We start from the raw sequence: 24,825 nt of genomic DNA on the forward strand, positions 1-24,825 counted from the left end.
CTTAAAGATGGTGGAGCTAAGCAGGATCGAACTGCTGACCTCCTGCGTGCAAGGCAGGCGCTCTCCCAGCTGAGCTATAGCCCCATCAAGGTGTCGATACTGTATGCCAATTCCTTGGGAAGGGAATTGGTGGGTCTGAGTGGACTCGAACCACCGACCTCTCGCTTATCAGGCGAACGCTCTAACCACCTGAGCTACAGACCCAGTATCGTCTCTTTTGTATAAACCGTATCAATCTGTGTGGACACTCATCGTGAGTAATCATCGTATAAGGAGGTGATCCAGCGCCAGGTTCCCCTAGCGCTACCTTGTTACGACTTCACCCCAGTCATGAACCACAAAGTGGTAAGCGTCCTCCCGAAGGTTAAACTACCTACTTCTTTTGCAGCCCACTCCCATGGTGTGACGGGCGGTGTGTACAAGGCCCGGGAACGTATTCACCGTGGCATTCTGATCCACGATTACTAGCGATTCCGACTTCACGGAGTCGAGTTGCAGACTCCGATCCGGACTACGACGCACTTTTTGGGATTCGCTCACTCTCGCAAGTTGGCCGCCCTCTGTATGCGCCATTGTAGCACGTGTGTAGCCCTACTCGTAAGGGCCATGATGACTTGACGTCGTCCCCACCTTCCTCCGGTTTATCACCGGCAGTCTCCCTGGAGTTCCCACCCGAAGTGCTGGCAAACAAGGATAAGGGTTGCGCTCGTTGCGGGACTTAACCCAACATTTCACAACACGAGCTGACGACAGCCATGCAGCACCTGTCTCAGAGTTCCCGAAGGCACCAATCCATCTCTGGAAAGTTCTCTGGATGTCAAGAGTAGGTAAGGTTCTTCGCGTTGCATCGAATTAAACCACATGCTCCACCGCTTGTGCGGGCCCCCGTCAATTCATTTGAGTTTTAATCTTGCGACCGTACTCCCCAGGCGGTCTACTTAACGCGTTAGCTCCGAAAGCCACGGCTCAAGGCCACAACCTCCAAGTAGACATCGTTTACGGCGTGGACTACCAGGGTATCTAATCCTGTTTGCTCCCCACGCTTTCGCATCTGAGTGTCAGTATCTGTCCAGGGGGCCGCCTTCGCCACCGGTATTCCTTCAGATCTCTACGCATTTCACCGCTACACCTGAAATTCTACCCCCCTCTACAGTACTCTAGTCTGCCAGTTTCAAATGCTATTCCGAGGTTGAGCCCCGGGCTTTCACATCTGACTTAACAAACCACCTGCATGCGCTTTACGCCCAGTAATTCCGATTAACGCTCGCACCCTCCGTATTACCGCGGCTGCTGGCACGGAGTTAGCCGGTGCTTCTTCTGTCGCTAACGTCAAATAATGCAGCTATTAACTACACTACCTTCCTCACGACTGAAAGTGCTTTACAACCCGAAGGCCTTCTTCACACACGCGGCATGGCTGCATCAGGCTTGCGCCCATTGTGCAATATTCCCCACTGCTGCCTCCCGTAGGAGTCTGGACCGTGTCTCAGTTCCAGTGTGGCTGATCATCCTCTCAGACCAGCTAGGGATCGTCGCCTTGGTGAGCCATTACCTCACCAACTAGCTAATCCCACCTAGGCATATCCTGACGCGAGAGGCCCGAAGGTCCCCCTCTTTGACCCGTAGGTATTATGCGGTATTAGCCATCGTTTCCAATGGTTATCCCCCACAGGGCAATTTCCTAGGCATTACTCACCCGTCCGCCGCTCGACGCCGTTATCGTTCCCCGAAGGTTCAGATAACTCGTTTCCGCTCGACTTGCATGTGTTAGGCCTGCCGCCAGCGTTCAATCTGAGCCATGATCAAACTCTTCAATTTAAGATTTTGTTCGGCTCAATGAATACTGAACATTACATAAGTAATGTTTGAATTGACTGTGCTGAATCTTTCGATTCAATGGTCACTTCGTTTCATTGAAACCTAATTTGATACCGAAGTATCTAATTGGATTATCATCAACGAGTGCCCACACAGATTGATAGGTCTATATTGTTAAAGAGCTTGCCTTTCAGTGCCTTAGCACTTAAGCGAGGTGCGTATAATACGCTTTCCACTTTGAAAGTCAACATAAAACTCTAAATTTATTTAGAACTTTATGGTGACTCGTCTGTATTCAGACAAGTCGGAAATAAAGCCTGGCGATGTCCTACTCTCACATGGGGAAGCCCCACACTACCATCGGCGCTAATTCGTTTCACTTCTGAGTTCGGAATGGAAGTCAGGTGGGTCCAAATCGCTATGGTCGCCAAGCAAATTCTTTAATCTGGAAAACTGATTTTAAATTCTACTTACACACATTCAATGTTCTTACATTGAGTCCATCAAAACCCCTTGGGTGTTGTATGGTTAAGCCTCACGGGCAATTAGTACAGGTTAGCTCAACGCCTCACAACGCTTACACACCCTGCCTATCAACGTTCTAGTCTCGAACAACCCTTTAGGATACTTAAAGTATCAGGGAAGACTCATCTCAGGGCTCGCTTCCCGCTTAGATGCTTTCAGCGGTTATCGATTCCGAACTTAGCTACCGGGCAATGCGTCTGGCGACACAACCCGAACACCAGAGGTTCGTCCACTCCGGTCCTCTCGTACTAGGAGCAGCCCCCTTCATCTTCCAACGCCCACGGCAGATAGGGACCGAACTGTCTCACGACGTTCTAAACCCAGCTCGCGTACCACTTTAAATGGCGAACAGCCATACCCTTGGGACCGACTTCAGCCCCAGGATGTGATGAGCCGACATCGAGGTGCCAAACACCGCCGTCGATATGAACTCTTGGGCGGTATCAGCCTGTTATCCCCGGAGTACCTTTTATCCGTTGAGCGATGGCCCTTCCATTCAGAACCACCGGATCACTATGACCTGCTTTCGCACCTGCTCGAACCGTCATTCTCGCAGTCAAGCGGGCTTATGCCATTGCACTAACCTCACGATGTCCAACCGTGATTAGCCCACCTTCGTGCTCCTCCGTTACGCTTTGGGAGGAGACCGCCCCAGTCAAACTACCCACCAGGCACTGTCCGCAACCCCGATTAGGGGTCAACGTTAGAACATCAACACTACAAGGGTGGTATTTCAAGGACGGCTCCACACAATCTAGCGACTGCTTCAAAGCCTCCCACCTATCCTACACATGTAGGGTCAATGTTCAGTGCCAAGCTGTAGTAAAGGTTCACGGGGTCTTTCCGTCTAGCCGCGGGTACACTGCATCTTCACAGCGATTTCAATTTCACTGAGTCTCGGGTGGAGACAGCGTGGCCATCATTACGCCATTCGTGCAGGTCGGAACTTACCCGACAAGGAATTTCGCTACCTTAGGACCGTTATAGTTACGGCCGCCGTTTACCGGGGCTTCGATCAAGAGCTTCGACCGAAGTCTAACCCCATCAATTAACCTTCCGGCACCGGGCAGGCGTCACACCGTATACGTCATCTTACGATTTTGCACAGTGCTGTGTTTTTAATAAACAGTTGCAGCCACCTGGTATCTGCGACTCTCAATAGCTCCATCCGCGAGGGACTTCACCGTCGAGAGCGTACCTTCTCCCGAAGTTACGGTACCATTTTGCCTAGTTCCTTCACCCGAGTTCTCTCAAGCGCCTTGGTATTCTCTACCCGACCACCTGTGTCGGTTTGGGGTACGATTCCTTACAATCTGAAGCTTAGAGGCTTTTCCTGGAAGCATGGCATCAATGACTTCACTACCGTAGTAGCTCGACGTCGTGTCTCAGCCTTAAAAAGAGCCGGATTTACCTAACTCTTAAGCCTACGCACTTGAACCTGGACAACCGTCGCCAGGCCCACCTAGCCTTCTCCGTCCCCCCATCGCAATTGTAAGAAGTACGGGAATATTAACCCGTTTCCCATCGACTACGCCTTTCGGCCTCGCCTTAGGGGTCGACTTACCCTGCCCCGATTAACGTTGGACAGGAACCCTTGGTCTTCCGGCGAGGAGGTTTTTCACCCCCTTTATCGTTACTCATGTCAGCATTCGCACTTCTGATACGTCCAGCATGCGTTACCACACACCTTCAACCGCTTACAGAACGCTCCCCTACCCAATGCACTAAAGTGCATTGCCGCAGCTTCGGTTTACTACTTAGCCCCGTTACATCTTCCGCGCAGGCCGACTCGACCAGTGAGCTATTACGCTTTCTTTAAATGATGGCTGCTTCTAAGCCAACATCCTGGCTGTCTGAGCCTTCCCACATCGTTTCCCACTTAGTAGTAATTTGGGACCTTAGCTGGCGGTCTGGGTTGTTTCCCTCTCCACGACGGACGTTAGCACCCGCCGTGTGTCTCCCGGATAGTACTTACTGGTATTCGGAGTTTGCAAAGGGTTGGTAAGTCGGGATGACCCCCTAGCCTTAACAGTGCTCTACCCCCAGTAGTATTCGTCCGAGGCGCTACCTAAATAGCTTTCGGGGAGAACCAGCTATCTCCAGGTTTGATTGGCCTTTCACCCCTAGCCACAAGTCATCCGCTAATTTTTCAACATTAGTCGGTTCGGTCCTCCAGTTGATGTTACTCAACCTTCAACCTGCCCATGGCTAGATCACCTGGTTTCGGGTCTATATCCAGAGACTGAACGCCCAGTTAAGACTCGGTTTCCCTACGGCTCCCCTAGATGGTTAACCTTGCCACTGAATATAAGTCGCTGACCCATTATACAAAAGGTACGCAGTCACACCACGAAGGTGCTCCTACTGCTTGTACGTACACGGTTTCAGGTTCTATTTCACTCCCCTCACAGGGGTTCTTTTCGCCTTTCCCTCACGGTACTGGTTCACTATCGGTCAGTCAGTAGTATTTAGCCTTGGAGGATGGTCCCCCCATATTCAGACAGGATATCACGTGTCCCGCCCTACTCGATTTCACTTTAAATGCGTTGCCGGTTACGGGGCTATCACCCTGTATCGCACAACTTTCCAGAAGTTTCACCTGACGCATAAAAAGCTTAAGGGCTAGTCCAATTTCGCTCGCCGCTACTTTCGGAATCTCGGTTGATTTCTTTTCCTCGGGGTACTTAGATGTTTCAGTTCCCCCGGTTCGCCTCGCTGCGCTATGTATTCACGCAGCGATACTAGCTTATGCTAGTGGGTTTCCCCATTCGGAAATCCCAGACTCAAATGGTTTTTACTACCTAATCTGGGCTTATCGCAAGTTAATACGTCCTTCATCGCCTCTGACTGCCAAGGCATCCACCGTGTACGCTTAGTCACTTAACCATACAACCCGAAGGAGTTTCGAGTTGATGAACAAGTCACCAAAGTTGTCTGCAATTTTTATACATGATGCAGACTCGATTTTGCCGGACTCAAATTCCAAGAACACTTGAATGTGTTGTATTGGTGTTTGTCATAAAGACAAACATTGAGAACTTTACAAACAAACTTAAAAGTTTGTTTTGTCAGCTTTCCAAATTGTTAAAGAGCTATGTTAGCTACAAGCTTGCGCTTGTGAACTATCAATCTGTGTGGACACTCATCGTGAATAATCATCGTATAAGGAGGTGATCCAGCGCCAGGTTCCCCTAGCGCTACCTTGTTACGACTTCACCCCAGTCATGAACCACAAAGTGGTAAGCGTCCTCCCGAAGGTTAAACTACCTACTTCTTTTGCAGCCCACTCCCATGGTGTGACGGGCGGTGTGTACAAGGCCCGGGAACGTATTCACCGTGGCATTCTGATCCACGATTACTAGCGATTCCGACTTCACGGAGTCGAGTTGCAGACTCCGATCCGGACTACGACGCACTTTTTGGGATTCGCTCACTCTCGCAAGTTGGCCGCCCTCTGTATGCGCCATTGTAGCACGTGTGTAGCCCTACTCGTAAGGGCCATGATGACTTGACGTCGTCCCCACCTTCCTCCGGTTTATCACCGGCAGTCTCCCTGGAGTTCCCACCCGAAGTGCTGGCAAACAAGGATAAGGGTTGCGCTCGTTGCGGGACTTAACCCAACATTTCACAACACGAGCTGACGACAGCCATGCAGCACCTGTCTCAGAGTTCCCGAAGGCACCAATCCATCTCTGGAAAGTTCTCTGGATGTCAAGAGTAGGTAAGGTTCTTCGCGTTGCATCGAATTAAACCACATGCTCCACCGCTTGTGCGGGCCCCCGTCAATTCATTTGAGTTTTAATCTTGCGACCGTACTCCCCAGGCGGTCTACTTAACGCGTTAGCTCCGAAAGCACGGCTCAAGGCCACAACCTCCAAGTAGACATCGTTTACGGCGTGGACTACCAGGGTATCTAATCCTGTTTGCTCCCCACGCTTTCGCATCTGAGTGTCAGTATCTGTCCAGGGGGCCGCCTTCGCCACCGGTATTCCTTCAGATCTCTACGCATTTCACCGCTACACCTGAAATTCTACCCCCCTCTACAGTACTCTAGTCTGCCAGTTTCAAATGCTATTCCGAGGTTGAGCCCCGGGCTTTCACATCTGACTTAACAAACCGCATGCGCTTTACGCCCAGTAATTCCGATTAACGCTCGCACCCTCCGTATTACCGCGGCTGCTGGCACGGAGTTAGCCGGTGCTTCTTCTGTCGCTAACGTCAAATGATAGTGCTATTAACACTACCACCTTCCTCACGACTGAAAGTGCTTTACAACCCGAAGGCCTTCTTCACACACGCGGCATGGCTGCATCAGGCTTGCGCCCATTGTGCAATATTCCCCACTGCTGCCTCCCGTAGGAGTCTGGACCGTGTCTCAGTTCCAGTGTGGCTGATCATCCTCTCAGACCAGCTAGGGATCGTCGCCTTGGTGAGCCATTACCTCACCAACTAGCTAATCCCACCTAGGCATATCCTGACGCGAGAGGCCCGAAGGTCCCCCTCTTTGACCCGTAGGTATTATGCGGTATTAGCCATCGTTTCCAATGGTTATCCCCCACATCAGGGCAATTTCCTAGGCATTACTCACCCGTCCGCCGCTCGACGCCGTTATCGTTCCCCGAAGGTTCAGATAACTCGTTTCCGCTCGACTTGCATGTGTTAGGCCTGCCGCCAGCGTTCAATCTGAGCCATGATCAAACTCTTCAATTTAAGATTTTGTTCGGCTCAATGAATACTGAACATTACATAAGTAATGTTTGAATTGACTGTGCTCTTATTGGTTTTCACTTTCAAAAAGTGAAATAAAACAGCTCAAGGCTGCTTCCCAATTCGAATGGTCACTTCGTTTCATTGAAACCTAATTTGATACCGAAGTATCTAATTGGATTATCATCAACGAGTGCCCACACAGATTGATAGGTTCTTATTTTTAAAGAGCTACTCTTCTTTGTGATTTACATCACTTCGGAAGAGGCGGTCATTCTAGCGAGATAATTTTCTGTGTCAAACACTTTTTGCTATTTATTTTACTTTTTAAAAGTAAAGGCAATTAATTATTTCGCTTTTCTTTCTGACCTTGCCGACTTAGCTTCGAACCCTTGTGAGCTCTGCCCTGTCGACAAGGAGGCATTATAGAGATCGCGCTCACATTGGCAAGCGTTATTTTGCAAAAATTGCAAAAATAATAGTTAAACGACGACTTTTCGATCAAAGCCTTATTTATCCAACTTTACCCCAAGACTGCATACAACTTATCCACAGAGTTATCCTTTTTATGCTCCTTTTTCTTTCACTATATATAAAGAAAGCTGCTTTACAGCAGCTTTCTTTATTTACCCTAAACACGGCTTTTGCCAGATTAGCATCTAAATACCTGAGCCATCCTGCTCACTACCATCGTCTTCATGCAATCCACATTCACGCTTTAAACCAAAGAAACGAGTTTCTTCTTCCGACATGCCCGGTTCCCACTTTCTAGTTGTATGAGTGTCACCGACAGAAAGGTAACCTTGATCCCATAGAGGGTGATAACTCAAACCATGCTCTTCTAGGTAGTAGTGCACATCTTTATTCGTCCAGTCGATCACAGGTAAGAATTTAAATACGCCATTTTGGATCGACAAGATTGGAAGACCAGCACGAGATTGACTTTGCTCTCGACGCAGTCCTGAAAACCAAGTACCGACATTTTGCTCACGCAGAGCTCGTCGCATTGGCTCGACTTTGTTTATCTTGTTGTACTTTTCAATTCCCTCTATACCCTGTTCCCAAAGTTTTCCATAACGTGCTTCTTGCCAATTCGCACTTTCTTTAGCTTGATACACTTTAAGGTTAAGGTTCAGTTGCGCTTTCAACTGATCGATGAATTGATATGTCTCTGCAAATAGATAGCCGGTGTCCGTTAGGATAATTGGAATATCCGGTTTTTGTTGTGTCACAAGATGAAGCATCACTGCGGCTTGGATACCGAAACTGGACGAGACAGCGAACTCCCCTTCCAAATTCTCCAATGCCCACTTTACTCTATCTTGTGCCGAAAGCTGTTCGAGCTCGACATTGATTTGAGCAAGACGGAGGATTTGCTCCGTCTTAGTTAATGTCAGTAACTCTGTTAGCTCCGGTTTGGACGCTACAGAATCAAGCATGGAAGTCCCTCTTTGATACGAATACTTCTTGGATAATGCCAGCTCGAATCGTGAAATCGCCAAATGCCTCGCCTTCTTCACGTTCAGCAGCCCAACGAGCCACCAGCAGATCAATCTCTTCTAAGATTTGCTTATCCGTAATGTTCTCTTTATACATCTTCGGTACACGAGTACCGCCTCGGTTACCACCTAGATGTAAGTTGTATCGACCTGGCGCTTTACCAACTAAGCCGATTTCTGCCAGCATTGCTCGCCCACAACCATTTGGACACCCTGTTACACGAAGAATGATATTGTCTTCTTCAGGCAGACCATGCTTTTCTAGAATATCTTCTACATCGGTTACAAATTGAGGAAGGAAGCGCTCTGCTTCTGCCATGGCTAATGGACACGTTGGAAACGCCACACACGCCATCGAGTTCTTACGTTGTTCACTTACGCCGTCATCCATCAAACCATGTTCACGAGCAATCTTCTCGATCTTCGTTTTTTGGCTTTTTGGTACACCAGCAACAATCAGGTTTTGGTTTGCAGTCATACGAAAATCGCCTTTATGGATTTTGGCAATTTCAGCAACACCCGTTTTAAGTGGTTTACCTGGGAAATCTAATAGACGACCATTTTCAATGAAGAGTGCTAGGTGATGCTTACCATCGATACCTTCAACCCATCCGATACGGTCACCACGTTCCGTGAATTCGTAAGGACGGCTTTGCTCAAACTTAACACCGGCACGTTTTTCTACTTCCGCTTTAAACACATCACTACCGACACGATCTAATGTGTATTTGGTTTTTGCATTCTTACGGTTAGAACGGTTACCCCAATCACGTTGAGTTGTTACTACAGCAGCAGCAACATCAAGCGTCTTCTCTAATGGAATAAAACCAAAGTCATCCGCTCTACGTGGATAAGTCGATGTATCGCCATGTGTCATCGCTAGACCACCACCAACAAGCACGTTAAAACCAACTAGCTTGCCGTTACCTGCAATCGCTACGAAGTTAAGATCGTTAGCGTGTACGTCTACGTCATTTTGCGGTGGGATAACCACTGTGGTTTTAAACTTACGTGGTAAGTAGTTCTTACCTAGAATCGGTTCGTCTTCTTCCGTGCTTTCTACTTTTTCACCGTCCAACCAAATCTCTGCATAAGCGCGCGTCTTTGGTAATAGATGCTCGCTGATCTTCTTCGCCCATTCGTAAGCTTCTTGGTGTAGCTCCGACTCCACTGGGTTAGTGGTACACAACACGTTACGGTTAACGTCACCCGCAGTTGCAATCGAATCAATACCAATGCTGTTTAGCGTTTGGTGCATCAACTTGATATTTGGTTTTAGCACGCCATGGAACTGGAACGTTTGACGAGTAGTAAGACGAATACTTCCATATAAAGAGTGCTCGGTTGCAAACTTGTCGATCGCTAGCCATTGCTTTGGTGTAATGATGCCACCCGGCATACGAGCACGAAGCATGACGTTATGCAGCGGCTCCAACTTTTGTTTAGCACGCTCGTTACGGATATCACGGTCATCTTGCTGGTACATTCCGTGAAAACGAATCAATTGGAAGTTGTCCGCAGTAAAACCGCCAGTAATACGGTCTTGCAGATCTTGTTCAATCGTTCCACGCAGTAAATTACTTTCTCTTTTAAGGCGCTCATTATCCGAGAGTGGACCAAGCACCTCACCTAATACTTCTTGGCTGTTTGATTGTTGATTCGCGCTCATTAGTACACATCCCTTTGGTAACGTTTCGCTTTACGTAGATCGTTGATAAATGCTTCGGCTTCTTCACGAGATAGCTTGCCTTGTTGCTCGGCTACAAATACCAGCGCATCGTGAACATCTTTTGCCATACGAGTGGCATCACCACATACATAGATGTAGGCTCCATTTTGAATCCATTGCCACACTTGTTCAGCGTTTTCTAAGATGCGATGTTGAACATAAACCTTCTCTGCTTGGTCACGACTAAACGCAACATCAAGGCGAGTCAGCAAACCTGACTTGAGGTACTTCTGCCATTCAACTTGGTAAAGGAAATCTTGAGTAAAGGTACGGTCACCAAAGAACAACCAGTTCTTGCCTTCCGCGTCACGGTTATCACGCTCTTGAATAAAGCTACGGAAAGGCGCAATACCGGTACCAGGGCCAACCATGATGATTGGTGTGTTGTCATCTTGTGGCAGTTTGAAGTTATTGTTGTGCTCAACAAACACTTTCACTTCGCCGCCTTCTTCTAGACGTTGAGCGAGGAAACTCGATGCTCCGCCATAGCGCTTTTCATCACCTTTGTCGTATTCAACCAAGCCTACGGTAAGGTGAACTTCTTCATCGACTTCCGTTTGACTCGAAGCGATAGAATATAGACGAGGTGTCAATCGACGAAGTAAACCAACTAATTCTTCTGCACTTAACTTGGTCTTCTTCTCTGCAAGTACATCTACCACTTGGGTATTTGCAGCGTACTCACGAAGCTTGTCTTTATCTTCCACTAGCTTTTGTAGTTTCTTACTACCAGATAGCTCTGCGAATTTAGTGACAAACTGAGGGTTTGATGCGGTGATTTCGTACTTGCTAACCAATGCACTGTGAATAGAAAGGCTTTCGCCATCGACTTCAACACTTTCTACACCGGATAGACCAGCCTTCGCTAAGATAGCGTTGGCTAATTCTGAACTATTGTCGAACCAAACACCTAGCGCATCACCTGGCTGATAGGTCAAACCCGACTCTTCGAGATCAATCTCTACATGGCGAACGTCTTTACCTGAATCACGACCTGTGATTTTCTGGCTTGTCAGTAACGTTGCGGTATATGGATTTTGCTTGTTATAAGCAGAATGTCCTGGAGCGGCTTGACCAACAGGCAGTTGAACCACTTCAGCTTCATTACCTGAAGAAAGGGCTTCTTTTACTTGTTCAAGCGCTTGCTTACGCCATTCTGCCGCCGGCGCTTCATAATCCACATCACAATCAATGCGATCGATGAAGGCAGTTGCGCCTAACTTAGACAAGTAAGTATCGAAGTCTTTGCCCGTTTGGCAGAAGAACTCATAACTAGAATCGCCCAGTGCGATCACGGCGTATTGTAGATTTGGTAACTTGGGTGCTTTTTTAGATTGAAGGAACTCATGCAGTTCAATGGCATTATCTGGCGCTTCGCCTTCACCATTGGTCGACGCCACGATGATCACGTGAGTCTCTTTTGCTAAGTTCTTGCCTTTGTAATCGCTAGCATCAAACAGCTCTACAGCAATGCCTTCTGCTTTGGCTTCTTGCTCTAGCTCTTCAGCAACGCCTTTCGCATTACCAGTCTGAGAAGCAAAAATGATGCTTAGCTTGCCTGCTGGTTTTGCAGCAACAGAAGCAGCAGCCTGTGCGATTGGTGTTGCAGCCGCTGCACTTGGTTGGTTTTGAGCGAGTCCCCAGAAGTAACCGCTGACCCATGCAAGTTGCTGTGAAGACAACTCTGAGACAGTTTGCTGGAGTGAGTTAAATTGCTGGTCATTTAGTGGGCTTGCGATTGGTGGATTAGCACCCTGCCCATTATTATCTTCCGACACTTTCTTGTGAGAATATTCATTCTGTTGAAAAGACATTGTCACGACATCCCTATTCATTGCGTGACGATAGATTAACCACTCTCTCTAATAACAAGAAAGAATAGAAGAGAATGTTTTATAACTTTTTGGAAGTAAGAACGCTGAGCTTAGTGCTCAACGATCCTCAATACGAACTTGTTGAAAGCCAACCGCCAACGCCGATTTTGATGCCGTATCAAGATCATCATATAGGCACTCTTCCCCATGACTGTCTGTGAGGCAAACAAACCCACCACGGGCATGGCGAAACTCGACAACCCATCCTCCCTCTTGAATTGAAGGCTCTATAATGGCTTCGACTAGCTGGTTGTCACGAAATAGATGTCGTAATTCGTTTATTGTCATCGCAATCCCTGCTCCAACTTTTATACATTGCTCCTAGATAAGCATGGTAGAAGAGTGAAACTTGGGCGAGAAATTCGATTTAATATAATGAAGTGATATAAAAAAACGCCGCTTATAAAGCGACGTTTTAAAGGATTTGATGTTATGTAGTTAGAAAGAGTATTGAGCACCAACGAAGAAGCCGTCTGCAAAGATAAACTCTTTACCTAGGCTCGATAAAAACTCCTCTGACTCTAAATCAATCACACGGTAACCACCACGGAAAGTGAGTTGAGACTCTTGAAAAGGAATTCGGTACTGAACACCAGCCATTAGATCAGTACTCTTGATACCTTTGTTATCACCAAAGTTCATCTCACCAATTACATCAAAGTTTGTATTTGGCACAGTGATTTCTGCGTAGCCATACCAAGCCCAAATCAGCTCATCAAAATCTTCCGTACGAGCATTAGTGCCTGCGTCTACGTATTTTGTATCACTCAAGTTACTAAAAGTAAGACCCGCATCGAAGTGCATCAGGTCGTGTTCAAGAATTTGGTAGTAAAGAGTAAGGTCGAGCTTGTCAAAACCCATGTAATCCGCATCAACACTTGAGTAACGAAGGCGCGCATTCGGTACGTATTTCACGTCATGCTCAATTGCAGCGTAGAAAGACCCCGTTGTGTCGCTATCTCTTCTTACTTCATTCACTTTGGTATCCGCTACCCAAACTTCCCCACCAACCGTCGTAGTGAAAGAAGACTCTTGTTCTGCGAAACAAGGGTAAGACGCAGCCAACGATAGTGTCGCTAAAGCGATGGTCGCTTTATATGTCATGTAATTTTTACTCCGAGATAGCTGATTTCAACATTAAGGGGCATGTGAGAAATACTAACATACTCTCACAGCCCACCATCAACTAAATCTCTACTATCCGTTACTTATAACGAGGCTGGGCAACGAAGTTTTTAAAAAACCATATACCTAGTGCAATGACTATCAACCAAGGCAATAGTTTTAGTACAGCGCCTACCATACCCAATAAGAACATCACAACCAATGCGATACCTGTTGCGGCAAATACCGTTACCATAGTAATACCGGTTACTAATAGGGTTGCTGTGAAAACTAAAATAAAGATCAGCTCCAACATAATCACTTCTCCTTTGTTTTAGTTTTACTAGAGCAGGTTCCATACCAACTTATAAATATATATCTAATACCATGATCTATAAGTAAAAATAAAGCCAGAGGCATTTCTGCACTCTGGCTTTGTTATTTATCAGTTGGTAAATTTCACCAACCACTGGTGAAATTTACACGTTCAATTCTTTTGGAATCTTCGCCAGTGCATCTTGCAGCACTTCTAGACCTGAACCCGGTTTGTGCGCGTTTTCACTGATGTGACGACGCCATTGACGAGCACCAGGCATGTTTTGGAACAGACCCAACATATGACGCGAGATATGACCAAGGTAAGCACCTTTTGCCAATTGCGCTTCAATATACGGGAACATCTCTTCAACGATTTCGCTGCGCTTTTTCACTGGTGCATTTGAACCAAACAGCTCTTGGTCAACAGATGCTAGCAAGTAAGGGCTTTGGTAAGCCTCACGACCAATCATCACACCATCTAGGTGTTGTAGATGCTCTTTCGCTTCTTCTAAAGATTTCACGCCACCGTTAATCGCAATCGTTAGGTGTGAGAAGTCCTTCTTCAATTGGTAAGCGCGTGGGTAATCCAATGGTGGGATCTCACGGTTCTCTTTCGGGCTTAGACCACTTAACCATGCTTTACGTGCGTGGATAGTGAACTGCTCACAGCCGCCCTTCTCAGAAACAATAGACACGAAATCCGTTAGGAATTCATAAGAATCTTGGTCATCGATGCCGATACGTGTTTTCACAGTAACAGGCACGTCTACCACATCTTTCATCGCGGCTACGCAGTCTGCGACCAACTGCGGCTCTGCCATTAGGCATGCACCAAATCGACCATTTTGAACGCGATCCGATGGACAACCAACGTTTAGGTTAATCTCATCGTAGCCACGCTCTTGCGCAAGCTTGGCACACGTTGCCAAATCTGTTGGGTTTGAGCCACCAAGCTGAAGGGCTAACGGATGCTCTTCCTCGTTATAAGCCAGGAAATCCCCTTTTCCATGAATGATCGCGCCTGTGGTCACCATTTCGGTGTACAGCAGGGTTTCTTTGGTCATTAAGCGATGGAAGTAGCGACAATGACGATCCGTCCAATCCAACATTGGTGCTACAGAGAGCCTGCAAGAATGAGTCATGATATAAACACCCGTTTTTACGTTGCCAAGATAGAGCGCGACGGTGCGCTCAAAAAATGAAGTCGGGTATTGTATACCCACTGTGCAGTGGATGCGAGTGTTGTGAGCTTACTTACCAATAGACATATTTCGGCATTGGGATCTCGTTCTGTGATATCGGTTACTCTCTCTGATATACACTAGCTTGCTTTAATTCATGATTTTCGTTCTGATAGTAGGTAAAATGAAGCCTTTCTAAACGAACTTCGTATAGAAATGGTTTATCATAAAGCACGTCCGATAGTTATGGTGAAAGATTTGGACCCAACAATCCTTGAACAAATTGAACATATCTGCGCTGAGCGCGGAGTAAGGTTGACGCCGCAACGCCGACGCGTTTTTGAGCTCATTTGTTCTAATCGCCGCGCCTCTAGTGCGTATGAGCTATTGGAGCAACTGAAAGAGAGTGAACCACAAGCGAAACCACCGACGGTATACCGAGCATTAGATTTTCTTCTAGAACAAGGCTTTATTCATCGAGTGGAATCTAACAACAGCTTTATCACTTGCTGTTCGTTCAACACTCAACAGCACTTTTTCCAACTGCTAATTTGCGATAAATGTGGCGATGTCGTTGAACTTGAAGACGAGACGCTGATATCCTTATTAGCCAATAACGCCGAGAAACATGGATTCAAACTGACGAATCAAGTTATCGAAACCCATGGCGAATGCCAGGCATGTTCCTCGGAGACGAAATAAGAAAGATAGAAGAACGTTATGCGCGCTGAATTTGTAAACCCGTTTTTAGCTTCTTTAATGAATGTTCTAAAAACTATGGCTTCGCTTGAACTGAAGCCACAAAAACCGCGAATCAAGAAAGATGAGATCGCACGAGGTGACGTTTCTGGTCTTATCGGTATGGTTGGTCCACAAACTCGTGGCTCAATGTCGATTACCTTTGATGAAGCGTTAGCACTGGAAATCATGCAGAACATGCTTGGTGAACGTCCAAATGGACTGAACGAAGAAGTGACGGATATGGTTGGTGAGATCACTAATATGGTGACAGGCGGTGCGAAACGCATTCTAGCGGAAAGTGGATTTGACTTTGATATGGCAACACCAGTTGTAGTATCTGGTCGAGGTCACACCATTCGCCACAAGTGTGAAGGCTCAATCATCATCATGCCTTTCTCTTCACAGTGGGGAAATGCCTTCATCGAGATTTGTTTCGAATAATAGAGAAAAAATAGGTTGGTCCGTACCAACCTATTTTGTTTCTGCCCCAGGCAATAAAAAAGGTCAGCATTTGCTGACCTTTTCTTTTTCTATTCAAACATTAAGCTTTAAACGCTTTAAATGCATTGATTAGACCGTTTGTCGAGCTATCGTGTGAGTTGATTTCAGACTCATCGGCTAGCTCAGGTAGGATTTGGTTCGCTAGTTGTTTGCCTAGCTCAACACCCCATTGGTCGAAGCTGAAGATGTTCCAGATAACGCCTTGAACGAAGATTTTGTGCTCGTACATTGCGATCAGGTTACCTAGCGTGCGAGGTGTGATTTGCTTAACTAGGATAGAGTTCGTTGGGCGGTTACCTTCAAATACTTTGAACGGTACTAGAGACGCCATTTCTTCTTCGCTCTTACCTGCTTTCGCAAATTCTGCTTTTACTGTTTCTGCTGACTTACCAAATGCCAATGCTTCTGTTTGTGCAAAGAAGTTAGACATCAGTTTTTGGTGGTGATCGCTTGCTGGGTTGTGGCTGATTGCTGGTGCAATGAAGTCACATGGGATCAGCTTAGTGCCTTGGTGAATCAGCTGGTAGAACGCGTGCTGACCGTTAGTTCCTGGTTCACCCCAGATGATAGGACCAGTTTGGTAAGTCACTGCGTTACCTTCACGGTCAACGTACTTACCATTAGATTCCATGTTACCTTGCTGGAAGTACGCTGCGAAACGGTGCATGTACTGGTCGTAAGGTAGGATTGCTTCAGACTCAGCGCCATGGAAGTTGTTGTACCAAATACCGATCAGAGCAAGAATCACAGGGATGTTGCTTTCTAGATCTGTCGACACGAAGTGGTTATCCATCTCGTGAGCACCATCTAGAAGCTCGATGAAGTTGTCGTAACCTACAGCTAATGCAATTGAAAGGCCAATTGCAGACCATAGTGAGTAACGACCACCAACCCAGTCCCAGAACTCAAACATGTTGTCTGTGTCGATACCAAACTCAGATACCGCAGGAGCATTAGTAGATAGCGCAGCGAAGTGCTTAGCAACGTGTGCTTGATCGCCAGCAGTTTCTAGGAACCAATCACGAGCAGAGTGCGCGTTTGTCATGGTTTCTTGAGTCGTGAACGTCTTAGACGCGATCAAGAATAGTGTTGTCTCTGGGTCTACTTTCTTCAAAGTCTCAACGATATGAGTACCATCAACGTTAGAAACGAAGTGTAGGTTCAGGTGGTTTTTGTATGGTGCCAATGCTTCTGTCACCATGTAAGGACCAAGGTCTGAGCCGCCGATACCGATGTTTACGATATCTGTGATTGCTTTACCTGTGTAACCTTTCCACTCACCGCCGATTACACGCTCAGTGAAGGATTTAATTTTTTCTAGAACCGCGTTTACCGCTGGCATTACGTCTTCGCCGCCAACCATTACAGGTTTGTTCGAGCGGTTACGCAGTGCAGTGTGAAGAACAGCGCGATCTTCTGTTTTGTTGATCGCTTCACCACTGAACATCGCTTCAATTGCTGACTTAAGCTCAGTCTCGTTAGCAAGAGCGAACAGGTGCTTCAGAGTTTCCTCGTTGATTAGGTTCTTTGAGTAATCGACTAGGATGTCTGAGCCGAAGCGTGCTGAGTATTTGTCGAAACGCGCAGCGTCTTGAGCAAATAGCTCTTTCAGATCCATATCTTGTGCAGATTCGAAATGCGCAGTTAGCGCTTTCCAAGCTTGTGTTTGCGTTGGATTGATATTTTTCAACATGGTCTTTATCCCGATGTTACAGTAGGTTCCATTCCTTACAGTCTAGCGAAAACTGCGGAATCCCCGATTTAGCAAATAGAATATAAATGAGATGTTTGGGCGAATTGCCACAAAACAAGTCTTTGTAATTTTTTTTCAGTCGCCAATTATGACTGAGTGCCCTTACACTCACATTGAGTTAGGTCACGTTCCCTGTTTCGAATTTAAACAATTCATTTATGACGTTGGGAATCATATCATTTACTAATGACAGGCTCTAATTGGATTAGGATAGACGCCAAACCAAATTTTTCCAAAGGAACGCATATGTGGGCACAAAAAACTCTGCAATTAAAAGCACGTAGCCGAGGCTTTCATCTGGTCACTGATGAAATTGAACAACAATTACCACAAATCCAATCGCTTTCAGTAGGTTTGTTACATTTATTCATTCAGCATACGTCTGCCAGTTTGACTTTAAATGAAAATGCCGACCCAACAGTACGCATGGATATGGAAGCCCACTTCAATAAGTTTGTGCCTGAGCGCGCCCCTTACTACCAACACACTTATGAAGGTGATGATGACATGCCAGCTCATATAAAAGCGTCTTTACTTGGCAGCAGTGTGACAATTCCTATTCAAAGCGGTCAATTAGCGTTGGGAACATGGCAGGGCATTTACTTAGGCGAGCATCGAGACTACGGTGGCAGCCGACGCATTATCGCCACCATCAACGGCGAATAGCTTAGAGACAACAAAGGCTAACCTCAGGGTTAGCCTTTGTTTTATATCGAGTTAGAACGGTTGGTTTATCATGACTCGGAAAGTACCTTCATCGGCACCTTTTGCCATCTCGGCACGAACAACAATCCCTTCCACTTGGAAGCGTACTGCGCCACCGACGTTCCATTTCATGTCTTCATGCAATGTCTTGAGGTCATAATCGTCCGCGACTCGCCCCACTTCAACAAACGCTACCCATTGCCACCAAGGTAAGTCGTAGTAGTTGATCAGAGGAATATCATCAAGCGGCTGCCAGTCTGGCAATACGCGGTATTCCGCAGAATAGTGAATCGCGCTGCGTCCATGGTAACGACCCGCCGTATAACCACGCAAGCGATACAAGCCACCCAAGCGAACTTGCTCCTGCTCTGGAGGACGACTACATACTGCGCCATCGCACTGATTCCATGTCGGTGTATCTGCAGTATAGAAATCGAATGCCAGAACTTGCTGATCAAACCAATCACCTAACGGACCTAGGGAATAGTACTGACTGTTTTGGAACTCCCACTTTAGCCATAAGTCTTCCGACTGTAAGCTGTCTGCTCCTGTGGTTAAATCAAACGAGGTATGGGAGCCTCGCGTGGTATTACGCACACTGTCGCGGTTGTCCCAGTCAAATGTCAGGCTAAACCCTGTTGCTTCTTCTTTCTTATCGTTGTAGATATCTAATTCACGAGAAGAATAAAACGGCGTGAAGATAATTGAGCTGACACCAGAATCGACCGGAGAAGCAAAACTTACATCGCGAATAGGTTGGAATGCACCAAGTAACCCATGTTCACGAACGTTACCCCAAGGAAGCAAATACTTGAACTCGAGTTTATAGTTCTCTTCATCCCCATTGGTTATCGTTTTGTCTTCCGTTGAAGAGTTGTTTGAACCTTGATTGTCTAAGTAATATGGGTTGTCGTTAAAGCGCGCTTGATACATTTGCGTGCTAAACAAAAGATTTGATGACAAAGCGTAGTTGAAGGCAGAAAGAAAACCGACATAGCTATCTTTCTCAGAATACAGCCCCATACCAAACAATGCAGCTTGAGGTTGACCAACACCTTTTGCCACACCAGCTAAACCGATCGTGCTACCCATGGTATCCGTACTGAAATAGAACGGAACAAATGCTGAGTCTTTCTCTTTCGCGACTATCTGCGGGGATAAAAAAAGGCTGGCAGAGAATGCCAGCACTGAGAATAATCTTTTCTTCATGGGTTACTTCGAATATTCCATTTCGACGCGAGAAGTCAGTTTAGTCACCAATTCATAAGCGATAGTGCCGATGTGACTCGCCACTTCTTCTACTGGTAAATCCATACCCCACAAAATAGCTTCGTCGCTTACTTTATCAGTCGCGTCTGGACCTAAATCGACCGTCAGCATATCCATAGAAACGCGACCTGCAATTGGTACTTTGCGTCCGTTAACAAGAACTGGCGTACCATTCGGTGCTGTTCGTGGATAACCATCTCCGTACCCAACAGCAATGACACCGACTTTAGTATCTCGCTCACTGGTCCACATGCCACCATAGCCGACACTTTCACCTTTCTTCACTTCACGTACCGCGATTAAGTGCGATTTCAGTGTCATGACGGGTTTATAGCCCATGTCTTGTGCCGTTTTATCATCAAATGGAGACACGCCGTACATGATGATTCCAGGACGAACCCAATCAAGTTGACTCTGCGGCCATGCAAGCAGACCTGCCGATGCCGCTAAAGAGCGCTCTCCTTGACAGCCTGCGGTAAGCGACATAAATAAGTCGATCTGCTCTGTCGTAATACTATTACCTAGCTCATCGGCACAGCCAAAGTGACTCATGTAACGTAGCGGTTTCGCCACGTTTGGACACTCTTTAAGGCGTGTGATGAATTCATCGTACTGCTCTGGACGCACACCAAGTCGGTGCATGCCACTATCGATTTTGAGCCAAACGACAACTGGCGTTTCAAGCTCTGCTTGCTCCAACGCAGTCAACTGCTCTTCACAGTGGACGACCGTTTGAATGTTATTCGTCACCAATACAGGCAAATCACCTGGCGAGTAAAAACCTTCAAGTAAAAGAATCGGCTTTACTACGCCACAAGCGCGTAACTGAAGGGCTTCTTCGATACGAGCAACACCAAAAGCATCCGCATGAGTAGCGTGTTTAGCTACATGACGAAGACCATGACCGTAGCCATTCGCCTTCACCACGGCCATCACTTTGCTGTCTGGTGCTTGTTCTTTTACTCGCTGTAAGTTGTGCTGCAGTGCTGACAAGTCAATGCATGCCATCGCGGCTTTCATGTAGCTCATTGCATTACTCATCATCAATATCAAATGCTGGACCCGCGTAGTTATCAAAGCGCGAGTGTTGACCTTGGAATGTTAAGCGAACCGAACCGATAGGACCGTTACGTTGCTTACCAATAATGATTTCTGCCGTGCCTTTGTATGGGCTGTCAGGGTGGTAAACCTCGTCACGGTAAATAAACATGATCAAGTCGGCATCCTGCTCGATAGAGCCCGATTCACGCAAGTCTGAGTTAACCGGACGCTTATCTGCGCGTTGCTCTAGGGAACGGTTTAGCTGTGATAGCGCAACGACAGGCACATTCAATTCTTTCGCCAACGCTTTAAGCGAGCGCGAGATTTCCGCGATTTCCAAGGTACGGTTATCCGAAAGAGCAGGCACACGCATTAGCTGAAGGTAGTCGACCATGATCATGGACAAACCACCATGCTCACGAGCGATACGACGAGCACGAGATCGCACTTCGGTTGGCGTTAAACCTGAACTGTCATCAATGTACATGTTCTTCTTGTCCATAAGAATGCCCATGGTAGAAGAAATTCGCGCCCAATCTTCATCATCTAGCTGACCAGTACGAATCTTCGTTTGGTCAACACGAGATAAGGACGCCAACATACGCATCATCAGCTGTTCAGCAGGCATCTCTAACGAGAAGATAAGTACAGGTTTGTCTTGGCTCATCGCCGCGTTTTCACACAAGTTCATCGCAAAGGTAGTTTTACCCATCGATGGACGCGCCGCCACGATAACCAAATCCGAACCTTGTAGACCTGCCGTTTTCTTGTTGAGGTCATTAAAGCCGGTCGTTACCCCCGTCACACCGTCTTGCGGGGTTTTATATAGAATCTCAATTCGCTCTAGTGTTTTCTCCAGAATGTTATCCACGTTTTGTGGACCTTCATTCTCGCTAGTGCGTGATTCTGCAATGGCGAAAACTTTACTCTCCGCCATATCAATTAAGTCTTCTGAGCTTCGACCTTGAGGATCGTAACCAGCATCAGCGATTTCGTTCGCGACACCAATCAAACCACGTACAATCGCGCGCTCCGCGACAATATCAGCATATGCGTTAATGTTCGCCGCACTTGGGGTGTTTTTGGCAAGATCAGCAAGGTAGGCAAAACCACCCACGTCTTCCAATTGTTCGTGACGCTCTAGGTGTTCAGATAACGTGATCAAGTCGAGAGGCTTACCATCTTCAAGAATGGTTTTAACCCCTTCAAAAATCAGGCGATGGGGACGACTATAGAAATCACTACTTACAACACGTTCGGCTACGGTGTCCCAACGTTCATTGTCTAGTAATAGACCGCCAATTACTGATTGCTCAGCTTCTAGCGAGTGAGGTGGCACCTTGAGTGCTTCGACCTGACTGTCTGAAGGTTTGCGATTTCTGTTTTCCGCCATGACTTTGCTCGATAACTACTAATGACCCAAGATTATAACCTTAAACTTAGCTAAGATGCTTCCCTCATGAGACAATTACTTGTTAAGAATTCCACAAGTGAAGAACTAAAAAGTGGCTTTTTATAGTGCGAATTTGTTCGATTACGATAGAATCTCATCAATCCGTACTGAAGCATATTGTTTGTAAAGTTTAACGCCTTCATAAAGGTGTCTAACAAGGTTCTACCGCTTAGGTCTAATAAAAATTAACCTATCATTGACCCAATAAAACATCTGTATCAGTATCATGCCCCTCCTTTTTATTTACGTTCGAGGTTTTTGTGTCCCGATACTGGTTACTTGGCTTTAGCTTACTTTGCACGGGAGCATCGTACGCTGAAGAATCAGTAAAGCCAGAGCAAGAAATTGAAGTGCCCGATCCTCTAAAAACTGAGGTCGAGTTCGGCTATCAAGCTCACACAGGTAACACGGACTCTCGTTCCCTGAATGCTCGTCTGAGTGCTGAATACACTTCTGGTCGCCACCGTTCTAATGGCGAATGGAAGTACTACAACCTTTACAAAGATGGCGAAGAAGACAAACGCTCTTCGACCTATAGCGCACAAACCGACTACAAGTTAGGTCCAAAGACATACTTGTATGGCAGTTTTAAAGGGGTTGATTCACGCTACAGTGCTTACTTTAAAGACTACACTCTTTCTGGCGGTCTGGGTTACCAGTTCGCTTATACTGAAAACTTCACCCTTGAGGCAGAAATTGGTCCTGGTTTTCGCTACCAAGAGCCAAATTTAGATGAGATTGATGATGATGACATCGTCTTTCCAGATATCGTTCAAGAAGGGATCTTGCGTGGTAACATCAATACCACGTGGCACGCACTTGATAACTTGAGCCTTTCTGCAGATATCACGTTAGTGAGTGGTAGAAGTAACACGCGTGTCGACAGTGATCTTAGTGTTACCAATGACATTACCGAAGACATTGCTCTTAAATTAGCGCACTCTCGCCAATATCACGATAAAGTGCCAGAGGGCTTGAGCAAGGCGGATAGTGTATTTTCCGTCAACCTTTTGTTTGCTTTCTAACTCCCGCTTTTCATCATATTCAGACATAAAAAAAGCACCTCCGAGGAGGTGCTTTTTACTATTTCGCTTGGTACTGAATTACTCAGCAGCAACAACTTGTAGGTTGATTGTAGCGAAAACTTCAGAGTGAAGTTGAACGCTGATCTCGAACTCACCAGTGTTACGTAGAGCACCTTCAGGAAGGCGAACTTCGCTCTTAGCAACTTCAACGCCTGCAGCTGTGATAGCTTCAGCGATGTCACGAGTACCGATAGAACCGAATAGTTTGCCTTCGTCACCAGCTTTAGAAGCAAGAACAACTGCTTCTAGAGCGTTAACTTTCTCAGCACGTGCTTCAGCAGCAGCTAGTTGCTCAGCAACTTTAGCTTCTAGTTCAGCGCGACGAGCTTCGAACATTTCAACGTTGCCTTTAGTCGCCATAACTGCTTTACCTTGAGGGATAAGGAAGTTACGTGCGTAGCCAGATTTAACGTTTACTGTGTCGCCAAGACCACCTAGGTTACCGATTTTATCAAGTAGAATAACTTGCATTGCTTAATCCTCTTTCTTAATAAAACGACCGATTACTGATGCTTATCAGTGTACGGTAGTAGAGCTAGGTAGCGTGAACGCTTGATAGCGCGAGCTAGTTGACGTTGGTATTTAGCGCTTGTACCAGTGATACGGCTAGGAACGATTTTACCAGCTTCAGTGATGTAGTTTTTAAGAGTTGCTACGTCTTTGTAATCAATCTCTTGTACGCCTTCTGCAGTGAAACGGCAGAATTTACGACGACGGAAGAAACGAGCCATGGGCTATCTCCTGATCTTAAATTTGAGTAATGTTGTCGGCGATAACACTAACTTCCTAAATCTTTCGATTGGAGTGACAAGTGATAAGCTCACTTATCTTAATGCTACTGCCTTGTACTAAATCTGAGTGAATACTTGTGACCTAAGCCCAGTGACGACTACCTGTCTAAATCTGCAGAGTAAAACTCTATCCGAAACCAACAGTGTCTTATTATCAATAGGCTTAATTACGAATGGGCAATTTGACAATGAAGCCAAGTAGCACCATCCGGATGGTCAAAAGAAAAATTACTCAGCAGCTGCTTCTGGCTTAGCTTCAGCACGCTCTTCGCGACGAGGAGCACGCTCTTCTTTCTGCTTAAGCATGATAGATTGCTCAGTGATAGCCGCTTTAGTACGCATGATCATGTTACGTAGAACTGCATCGTTGAAACGGAAAGCAGTTTCTAGCTCATCGATTACAGCTTGGTCAGCTTCAACGTTCATTAGAACGTAGTGAGCTTTGTGAAGCTTGTTGATTGGGTAAGCCAGTTGACGGCGACCCCAGTCTTCTAGACGGTGGATTTTACCGCCAGCTTCAGTGATTGAACCAGTGTAACGCTCGATCATGCCAGCAACTTGCTCGCTTTGATCTGGGTGCACCATGAATACGATTTCGTAATGACGCATTGGTTGCTCCTTACGGATTATTCAGCTTCCACAAATGGCTCAGTCGTCCAGAGGAAGCAAGGAACTAAAGAAAGTTGACTGAGTTTTAAGGAGCACGAATAGTACAGAAAGGACGCAAAATA

At 46.5% G+C, this 24,825-nt stretch carries 18 protein-coding genes, 2 tRNA genes and 4 rRNA genes; 4 read left to right on the forward strand and 20 right to left on the reverse strand.

Features of this window, described 5'->3' with window-relative positions; all coding sequences use genetic code 11:
- Positions 1 to 8 precede the first annotated feature (8 nt).
- From J4N44_RS15010 to dusA, 13 genes are all read right to left on the reverse strand, one after another.
- Positions 9 to 84: transfer RNA gene (locus J4N44_RS15010), tRNA-Ala, on the reverse strand.
- 43 nt (positions 85 to 127) lie between these two features.
- Positions 128 to 204 (reverse strand) — tRNA-Ile (locus tag J4N44_RS15015).
- A gap of 65 nt (positions 205 to 269) precedes the next feature.
- A 16S ribosomal RNA gene (locus tag J4N44_RS15020) occupies positions 270 to 1,818 on the reverse strand.
- 315 nt (positions 1,819 to 2,133) lie between these two features.
- Positions 2,134 to 2,250, reverse strand: a 5S ribosomal RNA gene (rrf, locus tag J4N44_RS15025).
- A 92-nt stretch (positions 2,251 to 2,342) separates the two neighbouring features.
- A 23S ribosomal RNA gene (locus J4N44_RS15030) occupies positions 2,343 to 5,229 on the reverse strand.
- A 277-nt stretch (positions 5,230 to 5,506) separates the two neighbouring features.
- Positions 5,507 to 7,053: ribosomal RNA gene (locus tag J4N44_RS15035) — 16S ribosomal RNA — on the reverse strand.
- Together the 16S, 23S and 5S rRNA genes with 2 tRNA genes alongside form the textbook arrangement of a ribosomal RNA operon.
- A gap of 656 nt (positions 7,054 to 7,709) precedes the next feature.
- Complete coding sequence (locus J4N44_RS15040) at positions 7,710 to 8,489, reverse strand: phosphoadenylyl-sulfate reductase (RefSeq protein ID WP_005451533.1); 780 nt, start codon at positions 8,487 to 8,489, stop codon at positions 7,710 to 7,712.
- Positions 8,482 to 10,218 carry an assimilatory sulfite reductase (NADPH) hemoprotein subunit gene (cysI, locus tag J4N44_RS15045; RefSeq protein ID WP_252044611.1) on the reverse strand — a complete coding sequence of 579 codons (1,737 nt, stop codon included), beginning with the start codon at positions 10,216 to 10,218 and terminating at the stop codon, positions 8,482 to 8,484. Before cysI ends, J4N44_RS15040 begins: the two co-directional genes overlap by 8 nt.
- A complete protein-coding gene (locus tag J4N44_RS15050) occupies positions 10,218 to 12,092 on the reverse strand; it encodes an assimilatory sulfite reductase (NADPH) flavoprotein subunit (RefSeq protein ID WP_252044612.1) in 1,875 nt (624 codons plus the stop codon). Before J4N44_RS15050 ends, cysI begins: the two co-directional genes overlap by 1 nt.
- 117 nt (positions 12,093 to 12,209) lie before the next feature.
- Complete coding sequence (locus J4N44_RS15055; RefSeq protein ID WP_005451530.1) at positions 12,210 to 12,440, reverse strand: hypothetical protein; 231 nt, start codon at positions 12,438 to 12,440, stop codon at positions 12,210 to 12,212.
- A 150-nt stretch (positions 12,441 to 12,590) separates the two neighbouring features.
- Positions 12,591 to 13,256, reverse strand: coding sequence for a TIGR04219 family outer membrane beta-barrel protein (locus J4N44_RS15060; RefSeq protein ID WP_009697568.1), 666 nt, complete (start codon positions 13,254 to 13,256; stop codon positions 12,591 to 12,593).
- 100 nt (positions 13,257 to 13,356) lie between these two features.
- A complete protein-coding gene (gene pspG / locus J4N44_RS15065) occupies positions 13,357 to 13,572 on the reverse strand; it encodes an envelope stress response protein PspG (RefSeq protein WP_005451528.1) in 216 nt (71 codons plus the stop codon).
- A gap of 163 nt (positions 13,573 to 13,735) precedes the next feature.
- Positions 13,736 to 14,716, reverse strand: coding sequence for a tRNA dihydrouridine(20/20a) synthase DusA (dusA, locus tag J4N44_RS15070; protein ID WP_005451527.1), 981 nt, complete (start codon positions 14,714 to 14,716; stop codon positions 13,736 to 13,738).
- 285 nt (positions 14,717 to 15,001) lie between these two features.
- On the opposite strand from dusA, the gene zur reads away from it, so the two are divergent.
- Positions 15,002 to 15,457 carry a zinc uptake transcriptional repressor Zur gene (gene zur, locus J4N44_RS15075; protein ID WP_009697566.1) on the forward strand — a complete coding sequence of 152 codons (456 nt, stop codon included), beginning with the start codon at positions 15,002 to 15,004 and terminating at the stop codon, positions 15,455 to 15,457.
- Between the two features lie 18 nt (positions 15,458 to 15,475).
- On the forward strand, positions 15,476 to 15,937 hold the full coding sequence (locus J4N44_RS15080; protein WP_005381269.1) for a chemotaxis protein CheX: 462 nt from the start codon (positions 15,476 to 15,478) through the stop codon (positions 15,935 to 15,937).
- Positions 15,938 to 16,037: 100 nt separating this feature from the next.
- On the opposite strand, the gene pgi is transcribed toward J4N44_RS15080, so the two are convergent.
- Positions 16,038 to 17,690, reverse strand: coding sequence for a glucose-6-phosphate isomerase (gene pgi, locus J4N44_RS15085; RefSeq protein WP_017190915.1), 1,653 nt, complete (start codon positions 17,688 to 17,690; stop codon positions 16,038 to 16,040).
- A 306-nt stretch (positions 17,691 to 17,996) separates the two neighbouring features.
- Here pgi and J4N44_RS15090 point away from each other — a divergent pair, with 306 nt between their 5' ends.
- On the forward strand, positions 17,997 to 18,416 hold the full coding sequence (locus J4N44_RS15090; RefSeq protein WP_005451524.1) for a secondary thiamine-phosphate synthase enzyme YjbQ: 420 nt from the start codon (positions 17,997 to 17,999) through the stop codon (positions 18,414 to 18,416).
- 51 nt (positions 18,417 to 18,467) lie between these two features.
- Here J4N44_RS15090 and J4N44_RS15095 read toward each other — a convergent pair whose 3' ends face one another.
- Genes J4N44_RS15095 through J4N44_RS15105 form a run of 3 tightly spaced genes read right to left on the reverse strand, consistent with a single transcriptional unit; the run spans position 18,468 to position 22,158 of the window.
- Positions 18,468 to 19,664, reverse strand: coding sequence for a BamA/TamA family outer membrane protein (locus J4N44_RS15095; protein WP_005451523.1), 1,197 nt, complete (start codon positions 19,662 to 19,664; stop codon positions 18,468 to 18,470).
- A 3-nt stretch (positions 19,665 to 19,667) separates the two neighbouring features.
- Positions 19,668 to 20,744: an alanine racemase gene (alr, locus tag J4N44_RS15100; RefSeq protein WP_005451522.1), complete on the reverse strand. Its 1,077-nt coding sequence runs from the start codon at positions 20,742 to 20,744 to the stop codon at positions 19,668 to 19,670.
- A gap of 13 nt (positions 20,745 to 20,757) precedes the next feature.
- Positions 20,758 to 22,158 carry a replicative DNA helicase gene (locus J4N44_RS15105; protein ID WP_005451521.1) on the reverse strand — a complete coding sequence of 467 codons (1,401 nt, stop codon included), beginning with the start codon at positions 22,156 to 22,158 and terminating at the stop codon, positions 20,758 to 20,760.
- A 320-nt stretch (positions 22,159 to 22,478) separates the two neighbouring features.
- Here J4N44_RS15105 and J4N44_RS15110 point away from each other — a divergent pair, with 320 nt between their 5' ends.
- On the forward strand, positions 22,479 to 23,243 hold the full coding sequence (locus J4N44_RS15110) for a DUF481 domain-containing protein (RefSeq protein ID WP_009697565.1): 765 nt from the start codon (positions 22,479 to 22,481) through the stop codon (positions 23,241 to 23,243).
- Between the two features lie 78 nt (positions 23,244 to 23,321).
- Here the strand turns inward: J4N44_RS15110 and rplI are convergent, their stop codons facing one another.
- The 3 genes from rplI to rpsF form a co-directional block, all read right to left on the reverse strand.
- Positions 23,322 to 23,774 carry a 50S ribosomal protein L9 gene (gene rplI, locus J4N44_RS15115; RefSeq protein ID WP_005451518.1) on the reverse strand — a complete coding sequence of 151 codons (453 nt, stop codon included), beginning with the start codon at positions 23,772 to 23,774 and terminating at the stop codon, positions 23,322 to 23,324.
- Between the two features lie 32 nt (positions 23,775 to 23,806).
- The gene (gene rpsR, locus J4N44_RS15120; RefSeq protein ID WP_000090472.1) at positions 23,807 to 24,034 is read right to left on the reverse strand and encodes a 30S ribosomal protein S18; all 228 of its coding nucleotides are present in this window, start codon (positions 24,032 to 24,034) and stop codon (positions 23,807 to 23,809) included.
- Positions 24,035 to 24,322: 288 nt separating this feature from the next.
- A complete protein-coding gene (gene rpsF / locus J4N44_RS15125) occupies positions 24,323 to 24,703 on the reverse strand; it encodes a 30S ribosomal protein S6 (protein WP_005451516.1) in 381 nt (126 codons plus the stop codon).
- Between the last annotated feature and the right edge of the window lie 122 nt (positions 24,704 to 24,825).

Origin of the sequence: Vibrio sp. SCSIO 43155, from assembly GCF_023716605.1 — a bacterium.
GTDB lineage: Bacteria > Pseudomonadota > Gammaproteobacteria > Enterobacterales > Vibrionaceae > Vibrio > Vibrio harveyi.